Genomic DNA, 21071 nt, shown 5'->3' on the forward strand with positions numbered 1-21071 from the left:
CTAGGCTCTGTAAGAAATGCATCCCAGTCGCTGGCGGTGGGGTGAAAACAGGCTCGGAATGCGCATTTACAAGCAGTAAACTCCGCTTCCTTGCCTGTATTCGCCTGGCCTGGCCGGGGTGCGAATACCTTTCATACAGAGCCCGGGGCCGTCGGAGACCCTTGCAATGCCCGATCACGATGTACGCCTGCAACACCTCAACGTCTGGCTCGATGAGCAACTGGCAATCCTTTTTCGAACGCAGGACTGGGGACCTGTTCCCGCCGGCAGCCTGACCGCGGCCAGCAGCGACGCCAGTTTCCGCCGCTATTTCCGCTGGCAGGCGGAGGGCCGCAGCTTCATCGTCATGGATGCGCCGCCACCGCAGGAGAACTGCCGTCCGTTCGTCGATATCGCCCGTCTGTTGGCGAGCGCCGGGGTCAATGTGCCGGTGATCCATGGCGAAGACCTGGAGCGTGGCTTCCTGCTGCTGAGCGACCTGGGCCACCAGACCTACCTGGACGTGATCGACGCCGACAACGCCGACGCCCTGTTCCATGACGCCATCGATGCACTGCTGGCTTTCCAGCGCCTGCCAATGGAGGCACCGCTGCCCAGCTATGACGTGGCTCTTCTGCGCCGCGAACTGGAGCTGTTCCCGGAGTGGTATGTCGGTCGCGAGCTGGCGAAGACCTTCGATGACGTCCAGGCCGCCGCCTGGCAGCGCGTCAGCACCTTGCTGATCGACAGCGCCCTGGCCCAGCCGAAAGTCCTGGTGCACCGCGACTACATGCCGCGCAACCTGATGCGCAGCGTGCCCAACCCCGGCGTGCTGGATTTCCAGGATGCGGTCTACGGCCCGGTCACCTACGACATCACCTGCCTGTTCAAGGACGCCTTCCTCAGTTGGCCGCAGGCGCGGGTCGCCGGCTGGCTGCGTGACTATTGGCAACGTGCCCAGGTAGCGGGGATCCCGGTCCAGGCTGACTTCGAGGACTTCCATCGAGCCAGCGACCTGATGGGCGTTCAGCGTCACCTCAAGGTGATCGGCATCTTCTCCCGCATCTGCCACCGCGACGGCAAGCCGCGCTATCTGGGCGACGTGCCGCGCTTCTTTGCCTATATAGATGAAGTGATTGCCCGCCGGCCGGAGCTGGCCGAACTGGGCGAACTGATCGCCAGCCTGGGGGCGCGTCCATGAAGGCGATGATCCTCGCGGCCGGCAAGGGCGAACGAATGCGCCCGCTGACCCTGCACACGCCCAAGCCATTGGTGCCGGTAGCGGGCGTGCCGTTGATCGAATACCACCTGCGCGCCCTGGCAGCCGCGGGTTTTACCGAGGTGGTCATCAACCATGCCTGGCTCGGCCAGCAGATCGAGGATCACTTGGGCGATGGTTCGCGCTGGGGCCTGAGCATCCGTTTCTCCCCGGAAGGCGAGCCGCTGGAAACCGGTGGCGGTATCTTCAAGGCGCTGCCGCTGCTGGGTGACGAACCTTTCCTGCTGGTCAACGGCGACATCTGGACCGACTACGACTTCACCCGCCTGCAGCAGCCGCTGCAAGGCCTGGCACACCTGGTGCTGGTGGATAACCCGGGTCATCACGGTGCCGGTGATTTTCGCCTGAATGTCGATCAGGTCGAGGATGGCGCCGGGGCCAGCGACACGCTGACCTTCAGTGGCATCTCCGTGATCGACCCGGCCTTGTTCGACGGTTGCAATGCTGGCGCCTTCAAGCTGGCGCCGCTGCTGCGTCAGGCAATGGCCAACGGCCAGATCAGTGGCGAGCATTTCCGCGGCCACTGGGTGGATGTCGGCACCCTGGAGCGTCTTGCCGAAGTCGAGCGCCTGCTCGCCGAGCGCCGCTGACATGCTGTGGCCGAGCACAGTGATTGGAGCCGGTGCCGGCTTCGCCATCGCCAGTATCCCTGGCGCGCTGTTGGGAGCCCTGCTCGGGCAGGCGATGGACCGCCGTTTGCAGTTGCACAGTTGGGCGCACCTGCGGGAGAAACTTGGCGGCCGTCCGGTCCTGCGCGATGACGAAGTGCTGTTCGTCCTGCTGGGACGCCTGGCGAAGAGCGACGGTCGGGTCGTCGACGGGCATATCCAGCAGGCACGGCATGAAATGCAGCGCCTGGAGATGGACGACGGTGCACGCAAGAAGGCTATCGCTGCCTTCAACCTCGGCAAGGCCGGTCGGGAAAAGGTCGATGGCCATCTGCAGCGTCTCAAGCAGCAGCCGAATGCCGCCGAGGGCGTGCTGCGCGCCTGCTGCCGCATGGCCTGGGCCGACGGTCGCGCAGGGCGTGAAGAGCGTGAACTGTTGCTTAACTGGGGCAAGAAGCTCGGCTGGTCAGCCGCCAAGGTTCAGGCCCTGGCCGGAGATTACGAGCCGCGCAAAGCGTCCCTGGAGGGGCCGGGCAGTTTCGCCGAAGCCTTGCGCCTGCTTGGTGTTGGTCCGGATACCACCACGGCACAGATCAAGCAGGCCTATCGCCGTCTGGTCAGCCGCCATCATCCGGACAAGTTGCAGGGCAGTGGCGCCAGCCCGGCCCAGGTCCGCGAGGCGACCGAGCGCACCCGCGAACTGCACCAGGCTTACGCCATCATCCGCAAGCACCGCGATCTTTAATCGACCGCACTCGGACTCAGCCAGCCGCGAATCCGCCTGAACAACTGCTCCTGCTCCGCGGAGCGGTTGCCGGGCATCGCGGCCAGGGCGACCTGCTTGTAGTTGCTGTCCTTCTGGCGCTTGCTGGCTTGCAGGCGCTGCTTCGCTGCCTGCAGGGCGCTTCCTTGATCGTTGTAGTAGAAGTCGGCAGTCGGTACTTTCAGTGCCGCAGTCAGGCTGTCCACGCTGTGTTCGGCCTTGAGCGGCGTCTGTACCGAGACCATCACCAGCTTCTGCACCGGTGCCGGCTGGCGTTCACTCATGTAGCGCGCGGCCCAGTAGGCGCCGGTGCCACTGCCGAGGACCACGATGCTGCGCGCGTTCTGCTGCTGGGCGTAGGCCACGGCGGCGTCGAGGCGGGCGAAGATGCGCTCGGCATCACTGGTGTCGCTGCTCGCATCGGCATTCGCGGTATCGCTGGGCTCAGCCTCGGTCTCTGGTGCGGTGGCCTGGGCGATGTTGGCGTTGGCGTCGGCAGGGGTGTCCTTGGCCGGTGCCGCCTTGCTGGTGTCTTGCGCTTTTGGCGCCGGCGCCGGGCTTTCACTGCGGGCCACCGGGCTGTCGGTGAGCAGGTCGGGCAGGGCCAGGCTCAGGGTGCCCCAATCGGCATCCGGGAACTTGCGTCGCAACGGGCCGACGGTCTTTGGCCAGTCGGCGGTTTCGCCGGCACCGGCGAGGATCACCAGCACCCCGTGAGGCGCTGGGGCGTTGGCCGGTTTCCACAGGGCCAGGAAGCTGTCGCTGCCAGCCTGCAGGGTTTGCTGTTCTTCTTTCGGAACCTGGCGCTCCAACGCCAGGGCATCTTCCTGGTTGCGCTCGACAAGGGCAGGGCGTTGCATACTGGTATCCGCCGCAGCTTCTGGCTTTTTGCCATCCTCGGCATGGACGCCGCAAGGTAGTATCAAGGTCAGGCATAACGCAGGAAGCGTCGTGCGATAAAGTGAGAACATTGCTCGATCCAGGCCAGAATGATTACCGGCAGCCTAATGGTATTTGTCCGGGACGGCCACGTTTGGCGGCCTTCCTTCTATTGACGAGATTCAAGATGATTCGTTTGCGCCGTCTGTGGGTTATCGGCTGTCTTTGCTTGCCCTTGATCGTCGTGGCTGCGCCGGCACCCAGCACGGTTCAGCTGGATCCGGCGCAGAGCCAGTGGCTTGAACAGCATCGCAGCCTGCGGGTCGGGCTGGTCCTGCAGGCGCCGTTCGCTCAGTTCGATCGTCGCTTGCAGCAGCTGTCCGGGGTCAACGTCGAGGTGATGCACCTGCTGGCGCGCAATCTTGGCCTGGACCTGACCTGGCGCAATTTCGCCGACCAGGCCGAGCTGGAGCACGCCCTCGCCGGGGGCGAGATAGACCTGGCTCCGGGTCTGAGCCAGACCCCCGCCGGCCTGCGCCTGTGGTTGTTCAGCGACCCCTACATGCGTGTGCCGCAATTGATCGTCGGCCAACGCAGTGGCGCGGTGGCCGTGGACGTGGAGAAGATCGGCGACCTCGAACGGGTCGCCGTGCGCATGCCCAGCTCGGTTGCCGATCACTTGCGCGCCACTTATCCCAACCTCAACCTCCAAGGCGTTCCTGGCGAGCGCCAGGCCCTGCAGTTGGTGGTCAGCGATCAGGCGCGCTTCGCGGTGGTGGACGAGGCGCAATTGAGCCGGCTGTCCCGGGAAAGCGAGTTCAGCGAACTGGCGGTGGTCGGCGACATCGGCTTTCCGCAGTTGCTACGGGTGGCGTCACGGCGCGACTGGCCGCTGCTGGCGGATGTGCTCGAACGCGGTTTGCAGGCGATCCCGGCCAGGGACCTGGAAGAGTTGCACAGCCGCTGGCTGCAACCCAAGTACCCGCGTCTGAGCGAGTCACCTGGCTTCTGGCAGAACCTCGCGCTGTTGTTTGCCGCGCTGTTCTTCAGTGGCGTGGCGATCATCATCTGGCAACGCCGCCAGCAGCATTTTCTCGAACACAGTCTGCTCGCCGCGCGGGAAGATCTTGCCCTGCGCCTGGGCCGCGAAGAAGCCTTGCGCCTGAGCCAGTTTTCCCTTGACCAGAGCACCGTGGGCATCCTCTGGGTGCATTGGGACAGCCACGTGCGCTACGCCAACCGCGCGGCGGAAAGCATGCTCGGCTATGCCCCGGGCGGGGTGCTGGAGCGGCCGCTGATCGACTTCGAACCTCAATTGCACATGGACCGCTGGCTGGACCTGTGGAAGCGTGCCCGGGCCAGCGACGAGTCTGCGCAACGCTTCGAGACCCAATGGCTGCGCGCCGATGGCAGCCTGCTACCGGTGGACGTGTCGCTGAGTTTCCTGCGCTTTCGCGACGCCGAGTACCTGGTGGTCTACCTCACCGACGTCAGCGAGCGCCGCCGCGCCCAGGCCGCCCAGCGCGAGAGCGAGGCCCGGCTCAAGGGCATCGCCGCCAACGTGCCGGGCCTGGTGTTCCGCCTGGAGCGCGATCCGGGTATCGACGAACTGGAATTCCCCTACATCAGCGAGGGCAGCGAAGCGCTGGTCGGCTATGCCCCGGCGGAGATCCAGGACCCGGACATGGGCCTGCGCAACCTGGTGCACGCCGACGATCGCGCCGACTATCACCGGGTTCAGGACCAGGCCCTGGCCAGCGACAGCGACTGGTCCTGGCAGGGGCGCATCCTCACCCGCCAGGGCGAGCAGCGCTGGGCCGACATCAAGGCCAGTGCGCGGAGCCTGAGCAATGGCCGGGTGGTGTGGGACGGCATCGTCTGGGACATCACCCAGAGCAAGCAGGTCGAACTGGAACTGGCCAGTTCCCAGGAGCAGTTGCGCGAGCTGGCCGCGCACCTGGAAAGCGTGCGCGAGGAAGAGAAGGCGCGGATCGCCCGGGAGGTGCACGACGAATTGGGGCAGATGCTCACCGTGCTGAAACTGGAGACCTCCATGTGCGAACTGGCCTACGCCGACCTAGACCCTGGGCTGACGGAGCGTCTGGGCAGCATGAAACGCCTGATCGCCCAGCTGTTCCAACTGGTACGCGACGTGGCCACGGCCCTGCGCCCGCCGATCCTCGATGCCGGCATCGCCTCGGCGATCGAATGGCAGGCGCGACGTTTCGAGGCGCGCACGCAGATCCCGTGTCTGGTGCAGGTTCCGGAAAACCTGCCGCCACTGAGTGATGCAAAGGCCACCGGGTTGTTCCGTGTGTTGCAGGAGGTGCTGACCAATGTCATGCGCCATGCCCGGGCGCATACTGTCGAGATCAGCCTGACCCAGGAGGGGCCGATGCTATGCCTGCGGGTCAGCGACGATGGCGTCGGTTTTGTGGTCGAGGACAGCCGTCCCAGCTCCTTCGGGCTGGTCGGCATGCGCGAGCGGGTATTGATGCTGGGTGGCGACATGCACCTGGAAAGTGAACCGGGCGAGGGCACCAGCCTGAGCGTACGTATTCCTCTGGACTGAAACAGGAGCGCGGCAGTGATTCGAGTATTGGTGGCCGAAGACCACACCATCGTGCGCGAGGGCATCAAGCAGCTCATCGGCCTGGCCAAGGACATGCAGGTGGTGGGCGAGGCGGGCAACGGCGAGCAGTTGCTGGAGGCGTTGCGGCATACGCCGTGCGAGGTGGTGCTGCTGGATATCTCCATGCCCGGGGTCAATGGGTTGGAGGCGATCCCGCGGATCCGTGCGCTGACGGCGCCGCCGGCGATCCTTGTGCTGTCGATGCATGACGAGGCGCAGATGGCCGCCCGTGCGCTGAAGATCGGTGCCGCCGGCTATGCCACCAAGGACAGCGACCCGGCGCTGCTGCTGACGGCGATCCGCCGGGTGGCCGGGGGAGGGCGCTACATCGATCCCGAGCTGGCTGACCGCATGGTCTTCGAGGTGGGGCTGACCGATGCCCGGCCCCTGCACTCGCTGCTGTCGGAGCGGGAGTTCTCGGTGTTCGAGCGCCTGGCCCAGGGCGCCAACGTCAACGATATTGCCCAGCAACTGGCGCTGAGCAACAAGACCATCAGCACGCACAAGGCGCGGTTGATGCAGAAGCTCAATGTCACGTCGCTGGCTGAGCTGGTGAAGTATGCGATGGAGCATAAGCTGCTCTGAGTGTTCTGAAAGCGACCTCTGCAAGATCGATGTAGTTCAGGCGGGCCTCATCGCAGGCTTCGCCAGCTCCCACAGGGTTCAGCAGCGCCGCGGACATTGTGGGCGCTGGCGAAGCCTGCGATGAGGCCATCAGCAACGACACATATCTAAAACCGTCATCTTTGTAGGGCAATCCCTACAATCCCCCTTCCACCCGACTGATATCAATCTCTCAGCACCCCCGATTTTCCCAGCCTGCGCGCTTCCCTACATTTGGATCACAGCAGTCATCCAACAAAAAGGTGCGGGTATGAGTGAGGTCAATTCGAACGCTGCGACCGGCGAGACGCTGGTCAGCTTCCGTGGTGTGCAGAAGAGCTACGACGGCGAGTCGCTGATCGTCAAGGACCTCAACCTGGATATCCGCAAGGGCGAGTTTCTCACCCTGCTCGGTCCGTCCGGTTCGGGCAAGACCACCAGCCTGATGATGCTGGCCGGCTTCGAAACGCCGACTGCCGGCGAAATCAAGCTGGACGGCCGCTCGATCAACAACGTGCCGCCGCACAAGCGCGACATCGGCATGGTGTTCCAGAACTACGCGCTGTTCCCGCACATGACCGTCGCCGAGAACCTGGCTTTCCCCTTGACCGTACGCAACCTGAGCAAGACCGACGTCAGCGAGCGGGTCAAGCGCGTGCTCAACATGGTCCAACTGGACGCTTTCGCCCAGCGCTATCCCGGCCAGCTTTCCGGTGGCCAGCAACAGCGCGTGGCCCTGGCCCGGGCGCTGGTGTTCGAGCCGCAACTTGTGCTGATGGACGAACCCCTCGGCGCCCTCGACAAGCAGCTGCGCGAACACATGCAGATGGAGATCAAGCACCTGCACCAGCGCCTGGGCGTGACCGTGGTCTACGTGACCCACGACCAGGGCGAGGCGCTGACCATGTCCGACCGCGTCGCGGTATTCCACCAGGGCGAAATCCAGCAGATCGCTGACCCGCGCACCCTCTACGAAGAGCCGAAGAACACCTTCGTCGCCAACTTCATCGGCGAGAACAACCGCATCAACGGCCGCCTGCTCAGCCGCGACGGCGATCGCTGTCTGGTGGCGCTGGCCCGTGGCGAGAAGGTCGAGGCGCTGGCGGTCAATGTCGGCGAAGCTGGCGAGCCGGTAACCCTGTCGGTGCGCCCGGAGCGCGTGCGTCTCAACGGCCACAGCGAAAGCTGCGTCAACCGCTTCTCCGGTCGCGTGGCCGAATTCATCTATCTGGGCGACCACGTGCGGGTCCGCCTGGAGGTCTGCGGCAAGGCCGACTTCTTCGTGAAGCAGCCGATTGCCGAACTCGACCCGGCGCTGGCCGTGGGCGACGTGGTACCGCTGGGCTGGGAGGTCGAGCACGCACGTGCCCTCGATCCTATCCTGGAAGCCCACTGAGGTTTGCTAACCAACACCCTGCACTGTGGAGAGAATAAGAATGCTCAAACACTTGAAGTTGACCGCTCTGGCACTGGGTCTGTGCACTGCGACCCACGCACTGGCGGCAAGCGATCTCACCGTGATTTCCTTCGGCGGCGCCAACAAGGCGGCGCAGGTCAAGGCCTTCTACGAGCCGTGGGAAAAGGCGGGCAAGGGCAAGATCGTCGCGGGTGAATACAACGGCGAGATGGCCAAGGTGAAGGCCATGGTCGACACCAAGAGCGTGTCCTGGAACCTGGTGGAAGTCGAGTCGCCGGAACTGGCCCGTGGTTGCGACGAAGGGATGTTCGAGGAACTGGACCCCGCTCTGTTCGGCAACGAATCCGACTACGTGCCGGGCGCCATCCAGCCCTGCGGTGTGGGCTTCTTCGTCTGGTCCACGGTCATGGCCTACAACGCCGACAAGCTGAAGACCGCACCGACCAGCTGGAAGGACTTCTGGGATACCAAGAACTTCCCGGGCAAGCGCGGCCTGCGCAAGGGCGCCAAGTACACCCTGGAGTTCGCCCTGATGGCTGACGGCGTGGCGCCGAAGGACGTGTACAAGGTCCTCGCCACCAAGGAAGGCCAGGACCGCGCCTTCAAGAAGCTCGATGAGCTGAAGCCGAACATCCAGTGGTGGGAAGCCGGTGCCCAGCCGCCGCAGTACCTCGCTTCCGGCGACGTGGTCATGAGCTCGGCCTACAACGGGCGCATCGCTGCGGTGCAGAAGGAAAGCAACCTGAAGGTGGTGTGGAACGGTGGTATCTACGACTTCGATGCCTGGGCCATTCCGAAGGGCGCGAAGAACGTAGAGGAAGCCAAGAAGTTCATTGCCTACTCGGTCCAGCCTGAGCAGCAGAAGACCTACTCGGAAAACATCGCCTACGGTCCGGCCAACTCCAAAGCGGTTGCCCTGCTGTCCGACGAGGTCAAGAAGGACATGCCGACCACTCCGGAAAACATCGCCAACCAGGTGCAGATCGACGTAGCGTTCTGGGCCGACAACAGCGAACAGCTGGAACAGCGCTTCAACGCCTGGGCCGCCAAGTAAGACGCCCCATCGGAGCGTCGGCCCCAGGCCGGCGCTCCCCGTTTTCCAAGATTTCCGGAGTTCGCTATGGCCATCGCAGTGCCCATCAAAGAAGGCTCGGGTCCTACCCTCAAGCAGCGTCTGGCGCGTGCCGAGCGGGTCAACCGCTTCAAGGCGCAGGCGTTGATCGCGCCGCTGGCGCTGTTCCTGCTGCTGGTGTTTCTCGTACCGATCGCCGCGCTGCTGTACAAGAGCGTGGGCAACCCCGAAGTGGTGGGCGGCCTGCCGCGTACCGTGGTCGCCGTAGCCGAGTGGGATGGCAAGAGCCTGCCGGGCGAGCCGGTGTACAAGGCGCTGAGCGAAGACCTCGCCGAATCACGCAAGAACCAGACCCTGGGCGACCTGTCCAAGCGTCTCAACATGGAACTGGCCGGCTATCGCAGCCTGCTGGCGAAAACCGCCCGGGCCCTGCCGTTCAAGGCCGAGCCAGCCTCTTATAAAGAAGCCCTGCAGGAGCTCGACGAGCGCTGGGGCGATCCCGCCTACTGGCAGGCGATCCGCCGCAACACCAGCAGCGTGACTCCGTTCTACCTGCTGGCGGCCCTGGACCACCGTATCGATGACCTCGGCGAACTGGCTCCAGCCACCCCGGACCAGTCGATCTACCTGGACATCTTTACCCGAACCTTGTGGATGGGCTTCGTCATCACCGCCATCTGTCTGGTGCTGGCCTACCCCTTGGCCTACCTGCTGGCCAACCTGCCGACCCGGCAGAGCAACCTGCTGATGATCCTCGTGTTGCTGCCGTTCTGGACCTCGATCCTGGTGCGGGTGGCGGCGTGGATCGTGCTGCTGCAGTCGGGAGGCCTGATCAACAGCGCACTGATGGCCATCGGCATCATCGACCAGCCGCTGGAACTGGTGTTCAACCGCACCGGTGTTTACATCTCGATGGTGCACATCCTGCTGCCGTTCATGATCCTGCCGATCTACAGCGTGATGAAGGGCATCTCGCCGACCTACATGCGGGCTGCGATCTCCCTTGGCTGCCATCCCTTCGCCAGCTTCTGGCGCGTGTACTTCCCGCAGACCTACGCCGGCGTCGGTGCCGGGTGCCTGCTGGTGTTCATCATGGCCATCGGTTACTACATCACCCCGGCGTTGCTGGGCAGCCCGAACGACCAGATGGTCAGCTACTTCGTGGCCTTCTACACCAACACCAGCATCAACTGGGGCATGGCGACCGCGCTGGGCGGCCTGCTGCTGCTGGCCACCGTGCTGTTGTACCTGATCTATAGCTGGCTGGTCGGTTCCAGCCGCCTGCGCCTGAGCTGAGGAGCGAATCATGCTGAGTCCGTACATGTCGCCCGTCGAACGGGTGTGGTTCTACAGCTTGCGCATTCTCTGCGGGCTGATCCTGCTGTTCCTGGTGTTGCCGGTGCTGGTGATCATCCCGCTGTCGTTCAACAGCGGCAGCTTCCTGGTCTACCCGTTGCAGGGCTTCTCGTTGCAGTGGTACCACAACTTCTTCGCCTCCGATGAATGGATGCGTGCGCTGAAGAACAGCATCATCGTCGCCCCGGCGGCCACGGTGCTGGCCATGGTCTTCGGCACCCTGGCCTCGATCGGCCTGACCCGCGGGGACTTCCCCGGCAAGTCACTGATCATGGCCCTGGTGATTTCGCCGATGGTGGTGCCGGTGGTGATCATCGGTGTCGCCAGCTACCTGTTCTTCGCCCCGCTGGGCCTGGGCAACAGCTTCCTGTCGCTGATCCTGGTGCATGCGGTGCTGGGCGTGCCATTCGTCATCATCACCGTGTCGGCGACGTTGCAGGGCTTCAACCACAACCTGGTACGTGCTGCGGCCAGTCTGGGGGCCTCGCCGATCACCACGTTCCGCCGGGTGACCCTGCCGTTGATCGCGCCTGGGGTGATCTCGGGGGCGTTGTTCGCCTTCGCCACCTCGTTCGATGAAGTGGTGGTGACCCTGTTCCTGGCCGGTCCCGAGCAGGCGACCCTGCCACGGCAGATGTTCAGCGGCATCCGCGAGAACCTGAGCCCGACCATCGCGGCCGCGGCCACGCTGCTGATCGCCTTCTCGGTGATCCTGCTGCTGACCCTGGAGTGGCTGCGCGGGCGCAGCGAGAAACTGCGGACCCAGCAGCCTTCTTGAGCTTGACTGGCCCCTGCGGGAGCTGGCAAGCCAGCTCCCGCAGGGTTCGCGCCGCTCTTGCGATCCCTGATGTACAATGCGCGCCACCGTGAATTTGCCCAAAGGTGCGCCATGCAGCCCTTCGCTATTGCCCCCTCGATCCTTTCCGCCGACTTCGCCCGTCTGGGCCAGGATGTCGATAACGTGCTGGCCGCCGGCGCCGATATCGTCCACTTCGATGTCATGGACAACCACTACGTGCCAAACCTGACCATCGGCCCGATGGTCTGCTCGGCCCTGCGCAAGTACGGCGTCACCGCGCCGATCGACGTGCACCTGATGGTCAGTCCGGTCGACCGCATCATCGGCGACTTCATCGAGGCCGGCGCCACCTACATCACCTTCCACCCGGAAGCCTCGCAGCACATCGACCGCTCCCTGCAACTGATCCGCGACGGCGGCTGCAAGGCCGGCCTGGTGTTCAACCCGGCCACCAGCCTGGACGCGCTGAAGTACGTGATGGACAAGGTCGACATGGTCCTGCTGATGAGCGTCAACCCGGGCTTCGGCGGGCAGAAGTTCATCCCCGGCACCCTCGACAAGCTGCGCGAAGCCCGCGCCCTGATCGACGCCAGCGGCCGTGATATCCGCCTGGAAATCGACGGTGGCGTCAACGTGAAGAACATCCGCGAGATCGCTGCAGCTGGCGCCGACACCTTCGTCGCTGGTTCGGCAATCTTCAACGCGCCGGACTACAAGGCCGTCATCGACCAGATGCGCGCCGAACTGGCCCTGGCCCGCCCATGAGCGGCTTCGAGCAGCTGTTCCCGCAGAGCCTGCCGAAGCTGGTGATGTTCGACCTGGACGGGACCCTGATCGATTCGGTTCCGGACCTGGCGGCGGCCGTGGACCGCATGCTGCTCGAAATGGGTCGCGCCCCGGCCGGTGTCGCCGCCGTGCGCCAATGGGTCGGCAACGGTGCTCCGGTGCTGGTGCGCCGGGCCCTGGCCGGTGGCCTCGATCACTCGGCCGTCAACGATCATGAAGCCGACTACGGCCTGGAAATCTTCATGCGTGCCTATGGCGAGAGCCATGACCGCACGGTGATCTACCCAGGCGTGCGCGACACCTTGCGCTGGCTCCAGGTCGAAGGCGTGGAAATGGCCCTGATCACCAACAAGCCGGAGCGCTTCGTCGGTCCGCTGCTGGACCAGATGCAGATCGGCCTGTACTTCCGCTGGGTCATCGGCGGTGACACCCTGCCGCAGAAGAAGCCGGACCCGGCTGCGCTGCTGCATGTGATGCACCTGGCCGGCGTCGCGGCGGACGAGGCGCTGTTCGTCGGCGACTCGCGCAGCGACGTGCAGGCGGCGAAAGCCGCGGGCGTCAAGTGCGTCGGCCTGACCTACGGCTACAACCATGGCCGACCGATCAGCGAGGAATCCCCGGCGCTGGTGATCGACGACCTGCGCGCCTTGCTCCCGGTTGCTTCGGTGCAGCCACTGAGCTAACGTTGAGCCCTTCAACTCCCCACCCGGTAGAGATTCCATCGTGGTAGCACCTGGCAAACTCTGGATGAAAGTCATCAAGGCCCTGGCCCGTTGGCGTTGGCGCGCCTGACTTCCTCCAGGCCGGCTCCGATCCGGCACGTTTGCCATTTGTCTTTTCTTGCCCTACCGCCACGAGGCAATCATGACCCGCGAAGAATTCCTGCGCCTGGCCGCTGAAGGCTACAACCGCATTCCCCTGGCCTGCGAAACCCTGGCCGACTTCGACACGCCGCTGTCTATCTATCTGAAACTGGCCGACCAACCCAACTCCTACCTGCTCGAATCGGTGCAGGGCGGCGAGAAGTGGGGGCGCTACTCGATCATTGGCCTGCCATGCCGCACAGTGCTGCGGGTGCATGAGTACCAGGTGCGCATCACCGTCGATGGCGCCGAGACCGAGCGTCACGACGTGGAGGATCCGCTGGCCTTCGTCGAGACCTTCAAGGACCGCTACAAGGTGCCGACCATTGCCGGTCTGCCGCGCTTCAACGGTGGTCTGGTCGGTTACTTCGGCTACGACTGCGTGCGTTACGTCGAGAAGCGCCTGGGCAAGTGCCCGAACCCGGATCCGCTGGGCGTGCCGGACATCCTGCTGATGGTCTCGGATGCCGTGGTGGTGTTCGACAACCTGGCCGGCAAGATGCACGCCATCGTCCTTGCCGATCCGTCCCAGGAAAACGCCTACGAACAGGGCCAGGCGCGTCTGCAGGAACTGCTGGAGCAACTGCGCCAACCGATCACCCCGCGCCGCGGCCTCGACTTCAGCGGCCCGCAGGCTGCCGAGCCGGCCTTCCGCTCCAGCTTCACCCAGGCGGACTACGAACGCGCGGTGGACACCATCAAGGAATACATCCTCGCCGGCGACTGCATGCAGGTGGTGCCGTCGCAGCGCATGTCCATCGACTTCGGCGCTGCGCCGATCGACCTGTACCGCGCCCTGCGCTGCTTCAACCCGACGCCGTACATGTACTTCTTCAACTTCGGCGATTTCCACGTGGTGGGCAGTTCGCCGGAAGTGCTGGTGCGGGTCGAGGACAACCTGGTCACCGTAAGGCCGATCGCCGGTACTCGCCCGCGTGGTGCCACCGAGGAAGCTGACCGGGCGCTGGAAGAAGACCTGCTCTCGGACGAGAAAGAGATCGCCGAGCACCTGATGCTGATCGACCTGGGCCGCAACGACACCGGTCGGGTGTCGGAAGTGGGCTCGGTGAAGCTGACCGAGAAGATGGTGATCGAGCGTTATTCCAACGTGATGCACATCGTTTCCAACGTCACTGGCCAGTTGAAGAGCGGCCTGACCGCGATGGATGCGCTGCGGGCGATCCTGCCGGCGGGCACCCTGTCGGGCGCGCCGAAGATCCGTGCGATGGAAATCATCGACGAGCTGGAGCCGGTCAAGCGTGGTGTCTACGGTGGCGCGGTGGGTTACTTCGCCTGGAACGGCAACATGGACACCGCGATCGCGATTCGTACTGCGGTGATCAAGGATGGCGAACTGCATGTGCAGGCGGGGGGCGGCATCGTCGCCGACTCGGTGCCGGCGCTGGAGTGGGAAGAGACCATCAACAAGCGTCGGGCGATGTTCCGTGCGGTGGCGCTGGCTGAGCAGACTCCCCGCAAGTAAAAGTCGGCCCCAATCGCTGGCAAGCCCACAAGGTTCTCTACTGTCCTTTGGAGCAGCGCGGTACCTGTGGGAGCTGGCTTGCCAGCGATGAGGCCATCAGCAACAACATGGCCTCTTCAGGTCAAAAGTCCAGGCTCAACGCCAAATTGACTCCCTGCTGGGTCAATTCGTCACTGGTCACCCGGTTGTAGCTCCCACGCAACGCTACTCCCGGAGCCAGCTTCTGGCTCACCCCGACACTCACCCGCGTCAGGCTGCTGTGCGGCGTATACCCGGTCAGGGTGAACTCATTCCCCGGCAGGCTGTTGAGGTGCATGGTCAGGTCCTGCCGGTCATCCTCAAACTCATGCTCCTTGGCTACCTCGCCAAACGCCAGCGTCTCCGGGGTCACCTGGAATTTCCCCTGCAGACCCAGGCCCAGCCGGCGCGAATCACGCTTCTGGTCTTCGAAGGTCAGCGCTGTGGCGCGTGAGCCTTGCTCGTTGTAGCCATCCACCCTGATCCGCGCGTAGTCGGCGCTGACGAATGGCGACAGATGCCACGGGCTGCCCGGTTCTGCCAGATCGAAGCCGAGGCGGGCGGACGCGGCGAACAGGTCGCCGTCGGTGTCGCCTTTCTCGCTGCGATCGTTCGGCCCGAGGGCGAAGGTGCGCTTCAGGTCGTCGTAGTCCAGTTTTCCGCCAGTCAGCGCCGCATCGGCCCACCAGCGGTCATGGTTGAACTGGGCGAAGACGGTGGCGAGGTAGCTGTTCAGACGGTAGTCGGAGTCCTGCGCGCCGGCCTCCAGCTTCTGCCGGTAGAAGCCGCCGGCGATGCCGACACGCCAGTTTTCGTCGAGGCGATAGCTGCCACCCACGGTAAGGCTGTAGCCGTGCCCGTCGGCGCTGGCCGAGCTGCTCTGGCTGTCGAGGTCCAGTTTCTGGCCGCTGGCAGCGACGATCGTTTGCCATTGCCCGACGGCTTGCCAGTCGGCCTGCCACTGGTTGCGCAGCTCGCTCTGGTGGGCGTTCAGGGTGCCGTAGGCCATTTCCGGCAGGAGGGTCAGCTCCCAGGGGGCGGAGAGAATCGAGTAACCGTAGTCGGCGATCATCTTCTGGCCGGCGATGGTCGGGTGCACCGAGTCGTTGAACAGCAGCTTGGTCGGATCGGGGTTGGTGCCGCTGGCGCCATACACCGGGTTCTGCGTGCAGCCGTTGCCGCTGTAGCAGGTCTGCAGCAGGTTCTGGTCGGCGGCCAAGCCGAACTGTGCGGGGGCGGCCAGGGCTTCACTGAACAGCAGAGGGATGTTCAGCGGGATGATTTCGGCATCGATCTGCGCCAACTGAGTGACCAGAGTCTGGTTGAACACGGCACCGAGTTGCGAGAAGGTCGTTTGCAGGGGCGTACCGTTGAGCGCCGGAGTCAGCCCGAGATCAGGCAGTAGCCAGACCATGATGTAGCGCGCGCCTGCCTTTTGCAGCGCTTGGGCGCTGGCGGCCAGTTCGGTGGCCGACGTGGCGGCAGCAGCAGGTGAAGTGATCAACCCCTGAAGGAAATCGTTGCCACCACCGGTGAGGTAATACAGCGCATTCGGATCGGCCAGGCGCCCGCCAGCCAGGTAGCCCGGACGTTGGCGCAGCACGGTGCCGGCTCCGGGATTGCCTTGCGGGATTGTCACCACGGATTCACCGACGATGGACTCCAGGATCTGATCGGTACGGTAACCCCCGGTCGCCCAGTTGTTGCCGTCGGGGATCCCGAGCGCGGCATTCACCGCCGAAGTGGATGCATTCAACTGGTCCGCAGGAACGCCCAGGTAGCCGCCGAGAATCATCGACGAAACGGGGGCGAAGGTGCCGTCAGCATTGCGGTTGGTATAACGCTGACTGGAGCCGGGCCTGGTGGGGTCGGGGAACTGGCCGGCGTCGGCGAGGCTGTCGCCGAACACGATCATGGTGGAGTAGGGCGAGGGGGCTGCCATGGCGCTGGAGCAGGCAACGGCCAGCAAGCAGGCGGCGGATTGACGCAGATAACGGCTTTTTCTCATCGCAAGGGTCCTTTTGTCGTTGTTTTCTGGCATTGCGCCGGATGACGGTAGCAAATCCTTCGCTTCATGGCCTGCCGATATTGCGCGCATTGTTTCCGTAAGCTACTGTGCCGAAACGTATGAACGAGACCTACCCCGTGTTGATCGTCAGCAAACTCTTGATGCGCGTTATCAAGGCCCACGCCCGTTGGCGTTGGCGCGCCTGACTTTATCTCCTGCCGGTTTACCGGCCCGTTGTTTTTTGCCTTTCTGAAACGTTTCCACATACCTCTGCAACAGTTCGAAACGACTGGCGGAGGCGGAACTGCATGTCAGCAGTCGGGAAGGCGACCATTCAAAGTCAGTATTCAAGAGGTTGAGCCCAGATGTTACTGATGATCGACAACTACGATTCCTTCACCTACAACGTCGTCCAGTACTTCGGCGAGCTGGGTGCAGAGGTCAAGGTCATTCGCAACGACGAACTGACCATCGAACAGATCGAAGCCCTGCAGCCGGAGCGCATCGTCGTCTCCCCGGGCCCGTGCACCCCGACCGAGGCCGGCGTGTCCATCGCTGCCATCCATCACTTTGCCGGCAAGCTGCCGATCCTGGGTGTGTGCCTGGGCCACCAGTCCATCGGCCAGGCCTTCGGCGGCGACGTCGTGCGTGCCCGCCAGGTGATGCACGGCAAGACCAGCCCGGTTGTCCATGAAGACAAGGGTGTGTTCGCCGGCCTCAACAATCCGCTGACCGTGACCCGCTACCACTCGCTGGTGGTCAAGCGCGAAACCCTGCCGGACTGCCTGGAAATGACCGCCTGGACCGCCCTCGAAGACGGCTCCGTCGACGAAATCATGGGCCTGCGTCACAAGACCCTGAACATCGAAGGTGTACAGTTCCACCCTGAGTCGATCCTCACCGAGCAGGGTCACGCGCTGTTCGCCAACTTCCTCAAGCAGACCGGCGGCCGCCGTTAAGGACTGAGCATGGATATCAAGACTGCCCTGGGCCGCATCGTCGGCCACCTGGACCTGTCCACCGAGGAAATGCGCGATGTGATGCGCGAGATCATGACCGGCCAGTGCACGGAGGCGCAGATCGGCGCCTTCCTGATGGGCATGCGCATGAAGAGCGAGAGCATCGACGAGATCACCGGTGCGGTGTCTGTCATGCGTGAGCTGGCGGACAAGGTCGAACTGGAGACCCTCGACGGCGTGGTCGACATCGTCGGCACCGGCGGCGACGGCGCCAACATCTTCAACGTTTCCACCGGTTCGGCCTTCGTCGTCGCGGCGGCTGGCTGCACCGTGGCCAAGCATGGCAACCGCGCAGTATCCGGCAAGAGTGGCAGTGCCGACCTGCTGGAAGCCGCCGGCATCTACCTGAACCTGACGCCGGTCCAGGTTGCCCGCTGCATCGACAGCGTGGGCATCGGCTTCATGTTCGCCCAGACCCACCACCGTGCCATGAAACACGCCGCCGGCCCGCGCCGCGACCTGGGTCTGCGGACCCTGTTCAACATGCTCGGCCCGCTTACGAATCCGGCTGGTGTAAAGCACCAGGTCGTTGGCGTGTTCACCCAGGCCCTGTGCCGCCCGCTGGCGGAAGTATTGCAACGCCTCGGTAGCAAGCACGTGCTGGTGGTGCATTCGAAGGATGGTCTGGACGAGTTCAGTCTCGCTGCGCCGACTTTCGTTGCCGAACTGAAGAATGGCGCGATCACCGAATACTGGGTCGAACCGGAAGATCTCGGCATGAAGAGCCAGAGCCTGCACGGCCTGGCGGTCAACGGCCCGGAAGAGTCGCTGGCGCTGATCCGCGACGCTATCGGCCGGCGCAAGACCGAAAACGGCCAGAAGGCTGCCGAGATGATCGTCCTCAATGCGGGCGCCGCGCTCTATGCTGCGGATCTGGCAATGACCCTCAAGCAAGGTGTCGAGCTGGCCCATGACGCACTGCACACCGGTCTCGCTCGGGAAAAGATGGAAGAACTGGGCGCCTTTACCGCGGTATTCAAACTGGAGAATGAAGGATGAGTGTCCCGACGGTTCTGGAAAAGATCCTCGCTCGCAAGGTCGAGGAAGTCGCCGAGCGCAGCGCCCGGGTGAGCCTCGCTGAACTGGAGCGCCTGGCCGCTGCCGCCGATGCGCCGCGTGGCTTTGCCAATGCGTTGATCGAGCAGGCCAAGCGCAAGCAACCGGCGGTGATTGCCGAAATCAAGAAGGCTTCGCCGAGCAAGGGCGTGATCCGCGAGAACTTCGTACCGGCGGAAATCGCCGTCAGCTACGAAAAGGGTGGGGCGACCTGCCTGTCGGTGCTGACTGACGTCGATTACTTCCAGGGAGCGGATGCCTACCTGCAACAGGCCCGCGCGGCGGTGAAGCTGCCAGTGATCCGCAAGGACTTCATGATCGATCCGTACCAGATCGTTGAGGCCCGTGCCCTGGGCGCCGACTGCGTGCTGCTGATCGTTTCCGCCCTGGACGACGTGAAGATGGCCGAGCTGGCGGCCACCGCCAAGGGCGTCGGCCTCGACGTGCTGGTAGAAGTGCATGACGGCGACGAGCTGGAGCGTGCGCTGAAGACCCTCGATACGCCGCTGGTCGGAGTCAACAACCGCAATCTGCACACCTTCGAAGTCAGCCTGGAAACTACCCTCGATCTGCTGCCGCGCATTCCTCGCGATCGCCTGGCCATTACCGAGAGCGGGATCCTCAACCGTGCTGATGTCGAGCTGATGGAAATCAACGAGGTCTATTCCTTCCTGGTCGGCGAGGCGTTCATGCGCGCCGAGCATCCTGGGGTGGAACTGCAGCGTCTGTTCTTTCCCGGGCGGGTGGTGCAAGGCCTGAACGGGCTGGACTGATCGATTCGAAGCCGGCGTTTGCCGGCTTTTTCATTTCAGGCTTAAGGCCGGGCTATGGTTTCGTGTACACCGCTGAACCTTGTGGGAGCGGGCGTTGCCCGCGATGAGGCCATCAGCAACAGCACAAGGTAAAAGGAAATAACCCCATGAGCGAACAACCTGTTGCCGTCACCGTCGAAGCCGGGCTGCATGCCGAGCAGGATCTGCTGGCGGCGGTGTGCAAGGGCGAACGCGATCACGGCCTGTTGTTCTGGCGTCCGACCGACCGGGCGTTGGTGATGCCGCGGCGTATGAGCCGGCTGGAAGGATTCGAGGCCGCCTGTGGCGAGCTGGCGATCGCGGGCTGGCCGGTACTGCTACGGGAAACCGGTGGTGAGCCGGTGCCTCAGTCGCCGGCGGTGATCAATATTGCCCTGGTCTACGTGGCACCGCGCAGCGAGGGCGATCAGAACCGGATCGAGAGTGCCTACGAGCGCCTGTGCCTGCCGCTGTGCGAAGTGCTGCGGGAGTGGGGAGGAATGGCCTCCGTAGGCGAGATCGAGGGGGCGTTCTGCGACGGGCGTTACAACGTCAATCTCAATGGCCGCAAGCTGGTCGGCACAGCTCAGCGCTGGCGCCAGGGCCGCGAAGGCAGGCGTCCGGTGGTGCTGGTACATGGGGCGCTGCTGTTGGATAACGAACGCGAGTCGATGGTTGCGGCGGTCAACCGCTTCAATGAGTGCTGCGAGCTGGAGCAGCGCTGTCTGGCTGACAGTCATATCGCCCTGCACGAGGTAGTGCCGGAGGCACCGCTGCTGGTGCGACTGGCCCAGGCCTACGCCCAGACCATCGCAGCCATTGCGCAGGACTAGCGGGTGCCGTAGACCACCATGGTCTTGCCCTTCACGTCCACCAGGTTGCGTTCTTCGAGGTCCTTGAGAACGCGACCGACCATCTCCCGCGAACAGCCGACGATACGCCCGATTTCCTGGCGAGTGATCTTGATCTGCATACCGTCCGGGTGAGTCATGGCGTCGGGCTGCTTGCACAGCTCCAGCAGGCAGCGGGCGACCCGGCCGGTCACGTCGAAGAACGCCAGGTCGCCGACCTTGCGCGTAGTGTTGCGCAGGCGCTGGGCCATCTGGCTGCCCAGGGCATAGAGAATGTCCTGGTCCTGGCGTGCCAGTTCGCGAAATTTCTCGTAGCTGATTTCCGCCACTTCACATTCGGTCTTGGCCCGCACCCAGGCACTGCGCTGCTGTTCCTTGCCCGCTGGTTCAAAAAGGCCGAGTTCGCCGAAGAAATCGCCGCTGTTGAGGTAGGCGATGATCATCTCCCGACCATCGTCGCCCTCGATCAGGATAGTCACCGAACCCTTGACGATGAACGACAGGGTTTCGGCCGTGTCGCCGGCACTGAGGATGTTGCTTTTGGCCGGGAAGCGGCGGCGCTGGCAATGCGCGAGCAGCTTGTCGACGTTCTTGATCTTGGCTGAAAGTGTTGCGGCAACCATGGTTAAGCCCCGAAATACGCGGTCCGTGAGTATTTATAGTTTTGGGATGGGTGCAAAACGCCATCAATTTGGCGTCAGTTTATCAGACACAGCCCCTGTATCGGCATATTTACTCGAACGCTTAAGCCTTTTCGCTTTTGCCCGTAGGGACTAAGCTGGCAGCCATTTTTTCGAGATGCGGAGAGC

General features: G+C 63.8%; 18 protein-coding genes and 1 pseudogene. 16 read left to right on the forward strand and 3 right to left on the reverse strand.

Annotated elements, in window-relative coordinates; all coding sequences use genetic code 11:
• Window positions 1–166 precede the first annotated feature (166 nt).
• From AC5QPF_RS03105 to AC5QPF_RS03115, 3 genes are read left to right on the forward strand one after another with little or no spacing between them, the layout of a single operon-like run.
• Entirely contained in the window at window positions 167–1180 is a 1014-nt protein-coding gene (locus tag AC5QPF_RS03105; protein WP_494961980.1) for a phosphotransferase, read from the forward strand.
• Window positions 1177–1848: an N-acetylmuramate alpha-1-phosphate uridylyltransferase MurU gene (gene murU / locus AC5QPF_RS03110; protein ID WP_494961981.1), complete on the forward strand. Its 672-nt coding sequence runs from the start codon at window positions 1177–1179 to the stop codon at window positions 1846–1848. The genes AC5QPF_RS03105 and murU overlap by 4 nt, the downstream gene beginning before the upstream one ends.
• Window position 1849: 1 nt before the next feature.
• Window positions 1850–2611 carry a TerB family tellurite resistance protein gene (locus AC5QPF_RS03115; protein WP_494964119.1) on the forward strand — a complete coding sequence of 254 codons (762 nt, stop codon included), beginning with the start codon at window positions 1850–1852 and terminating at the stop codon, window positions 2609–2611.
• Here the strand turns inward: AC5QPF_RS03115 and AC5QPF_RS03120 are convergent.
• Window positions 2608–3600: a DUF3530 family protein gene (locus AC5QPF_RS03120; protein WP_494961982.1), complete on the reverse strand. Its 993-nt coding sequence runs from the start codon at window positions 3598–3600 to the stop codon at window positions 2608–2610. The two genes, AC5QPF_RS03115 and AC5QPF_RS03120, sit on opposite strands and share 4 nt — an antisense overlap.
• Window positions 3601–3695: 95 nt before the next feature.
• Here AC5QPF_RS03120 and AC5QPF_RS03125 point away from each other — a divergent pair, with 95 nt between their 5' ends.
• From AC5QPF_RS03125 to trpE, 9 genes and pseudogenes are all read left to right on the forward strand, one after another.
• Window positions 3696–6080, forward strand: a complete 2385-nt coding sequence (locus AC5QPF_RS03125) for a PAS domain S-box protein (protein ID WP_494961983.1) — start codon at window positions 3696–3698, stop codon at window positions 6078–6080.
• Between the two features lie 15 nt (window positions 6081–6095).
• Window positions 6096–6725, forward strand: a complete 630-nt coding sequence (locus tag AC5QPF_RS03130; RefSeq protein WP_494961984.1) for a response regulator — start codon at window positions 6096–6098, stop codon at window positions 6723–6725.
• A gap of 289 nt (window positions 6726–7014) precedes the next feature.
• Entirely contained in the window at window positions 7015–8139 is a 1125-nt protein-coding gene (locus AC5QPF_RS03135) for an ABC transporter ATP-binding protein (protein ID WP_458980237.1), read from the forward strand.
• 40 nt (window positions 8140–8179) lie between these two features.
• Window positions 8180–9214, forward strand: coding sequence for an extracellular solute-binding protein (locus AC5QPF_RS03140; protein ID WP_494961985.1), 1035 nt, complete (start codon window positions 8180–8182; stop codon window positions 9212–9214).
• Window positions 9215–9280: 66 nt separating this feature from the next.
• The gene (locus AC5QPF_RS03145; RefSeq protein ID WP_494961986.1) at window positions 9281–10528 is read left to right on the forward strand and encodes an ABC transporter permease subunit; all 1248 of its coding nucleotides are present in this window, start codon (window positions 9281–9283) and stop codon (window positions 10526–10528) included.
• Between the two features lie 10 nt (window positions 10529–10538).
• Entirely contained in the window at window positions 10539–11366 is an 828-nt protein-coding gene (locus AC5QPF_RS03150; protein ID WP_494961987.1) for an ABC transporter permease subunit, read from the forward strand.
• Between the two features lie 111 nt (window positions 11367–11477).
• Complete coding sequence (gene rpe, locus AC5QPF_RS03155) at window positions 11478–12152, forward strand: ribulose-phosphate 3-epimerase (protein WP_494961988.1); 675 nt, start codon at window positions 11478–11480, stop codon at window positions 12150–12152.
• Window positions 12149–12965: pseudogene (locus AC5QPF_RS03160) on the forward strand (phosphoglycolate phosphatase). The gene rpe and the pseudogene AC5QPF_RS03160 overlap by 4 nt, the downstream one beginning before the upstream one ends.
• Before the next feature lie 72 nt (window positions 12966–13037).
• Entirely contained in the window at window positions 13038–14519 is a 1482-nt protein-coding gene (gene trpE / locus AC5QPF_RS03165) for an anthranilate synthase component I (RefSeq protein WP_494961989.1), read from the forward strand.
• A 121-nt stretch (window positions 14520–14640) separates the two neighbouring features.
• On the opposite strand, the gene estP is transcribed toward trpE, so the two are convergent.
• On the reverse strand, window positions 14641–16545 hold the full coding sequence (estP, locus tag AC5QPF_RS03170; protein ID WP_494961990.1) for an esterase EstP: 1905 nt from the start codon (window positions 16543–16545) through the stop codon (window positions 14641–14643).
• A 365-nt stretch (window positions 16546–16910) separates the two neighbouring features.
• On the opposite strand from estP, the gene AC5QPF_RS03175 reads away from it, so the two are divergent.
• From AC5QPF_RS03175 to AC5QPF_RS03190, 4 genes are all read left to right on the forward strand, one after another.
• A complete protein-coding gene (locus AC5QPF_RS03175; protein ID WP_494961991.1) occupies window positions 16911–17504 on the forward strand; it encodes an aminodeoxychorismate/anthranilate synthase component II in 594 nt (197 codons plus the stop codon).
• A 9-nt stretch (window positions 17505–17513) separates the two neighbouring features.
• The gene (gene trpD, locus AC5QPF_RS03180) at window positions 17514–18563 is read left to right on the forward strand and encodes an anthranilate phosphoribosyltransferase (protein WP_494961992.1); all 1050 of its coding nucleotides are present in this window, start codon (window positions 17514–17516) and stop codon (window positions 18561–18563) included.
• On the forward strand, window positions 18560–19393 hold the full coding sequence (trpC, locus tag AC5QPF_RS03185) for an indole-3-glycerol phosphate synthase TrpC (RefSeq protein WP_494961993.1): 834 nt from the start codon (window positions 18560–18562) through the stop codon (window positions 19391–19393). Before trpD ends, trpC begins: the two co-directional genes overlap by 4 nt.
• A gap of 146 nt (window positions 19394–19539) precedes the next feature.
• Entirely contained in the window at window positions 19540–20244 is a 705-nt protein-coding gene (locus AC5QPF_RS03190; protein WP_494961994.1) for a lipoyl protein ligase domain-containing protein, read from the forward strand.
• On the opposite strand, the gene crp is transcribed toward AC5QPF_RS03190, so the two are convergent.
• Window positions 20241–20885, reverse strand: a complete 645-nt coding sequence (gene crp / locus AC5QPF_RS03195) for a cAMP-activated global transcriptional regulator CRP (protein ID WP_330074398.1) — start codon at window positions 20883–20885, stop codon at window positions 20241–20243. The two genes, AC5QPF_RS03190 and crp, sit on opposite strands and share 4 nt — an antisense overlap.
• Between the last annotated feature and the right edge of the window lie 186 nt (window positions 20886–21071).

The organism is Pseudomonas sp. Con_6 (genome assembly GCF_059379395.1).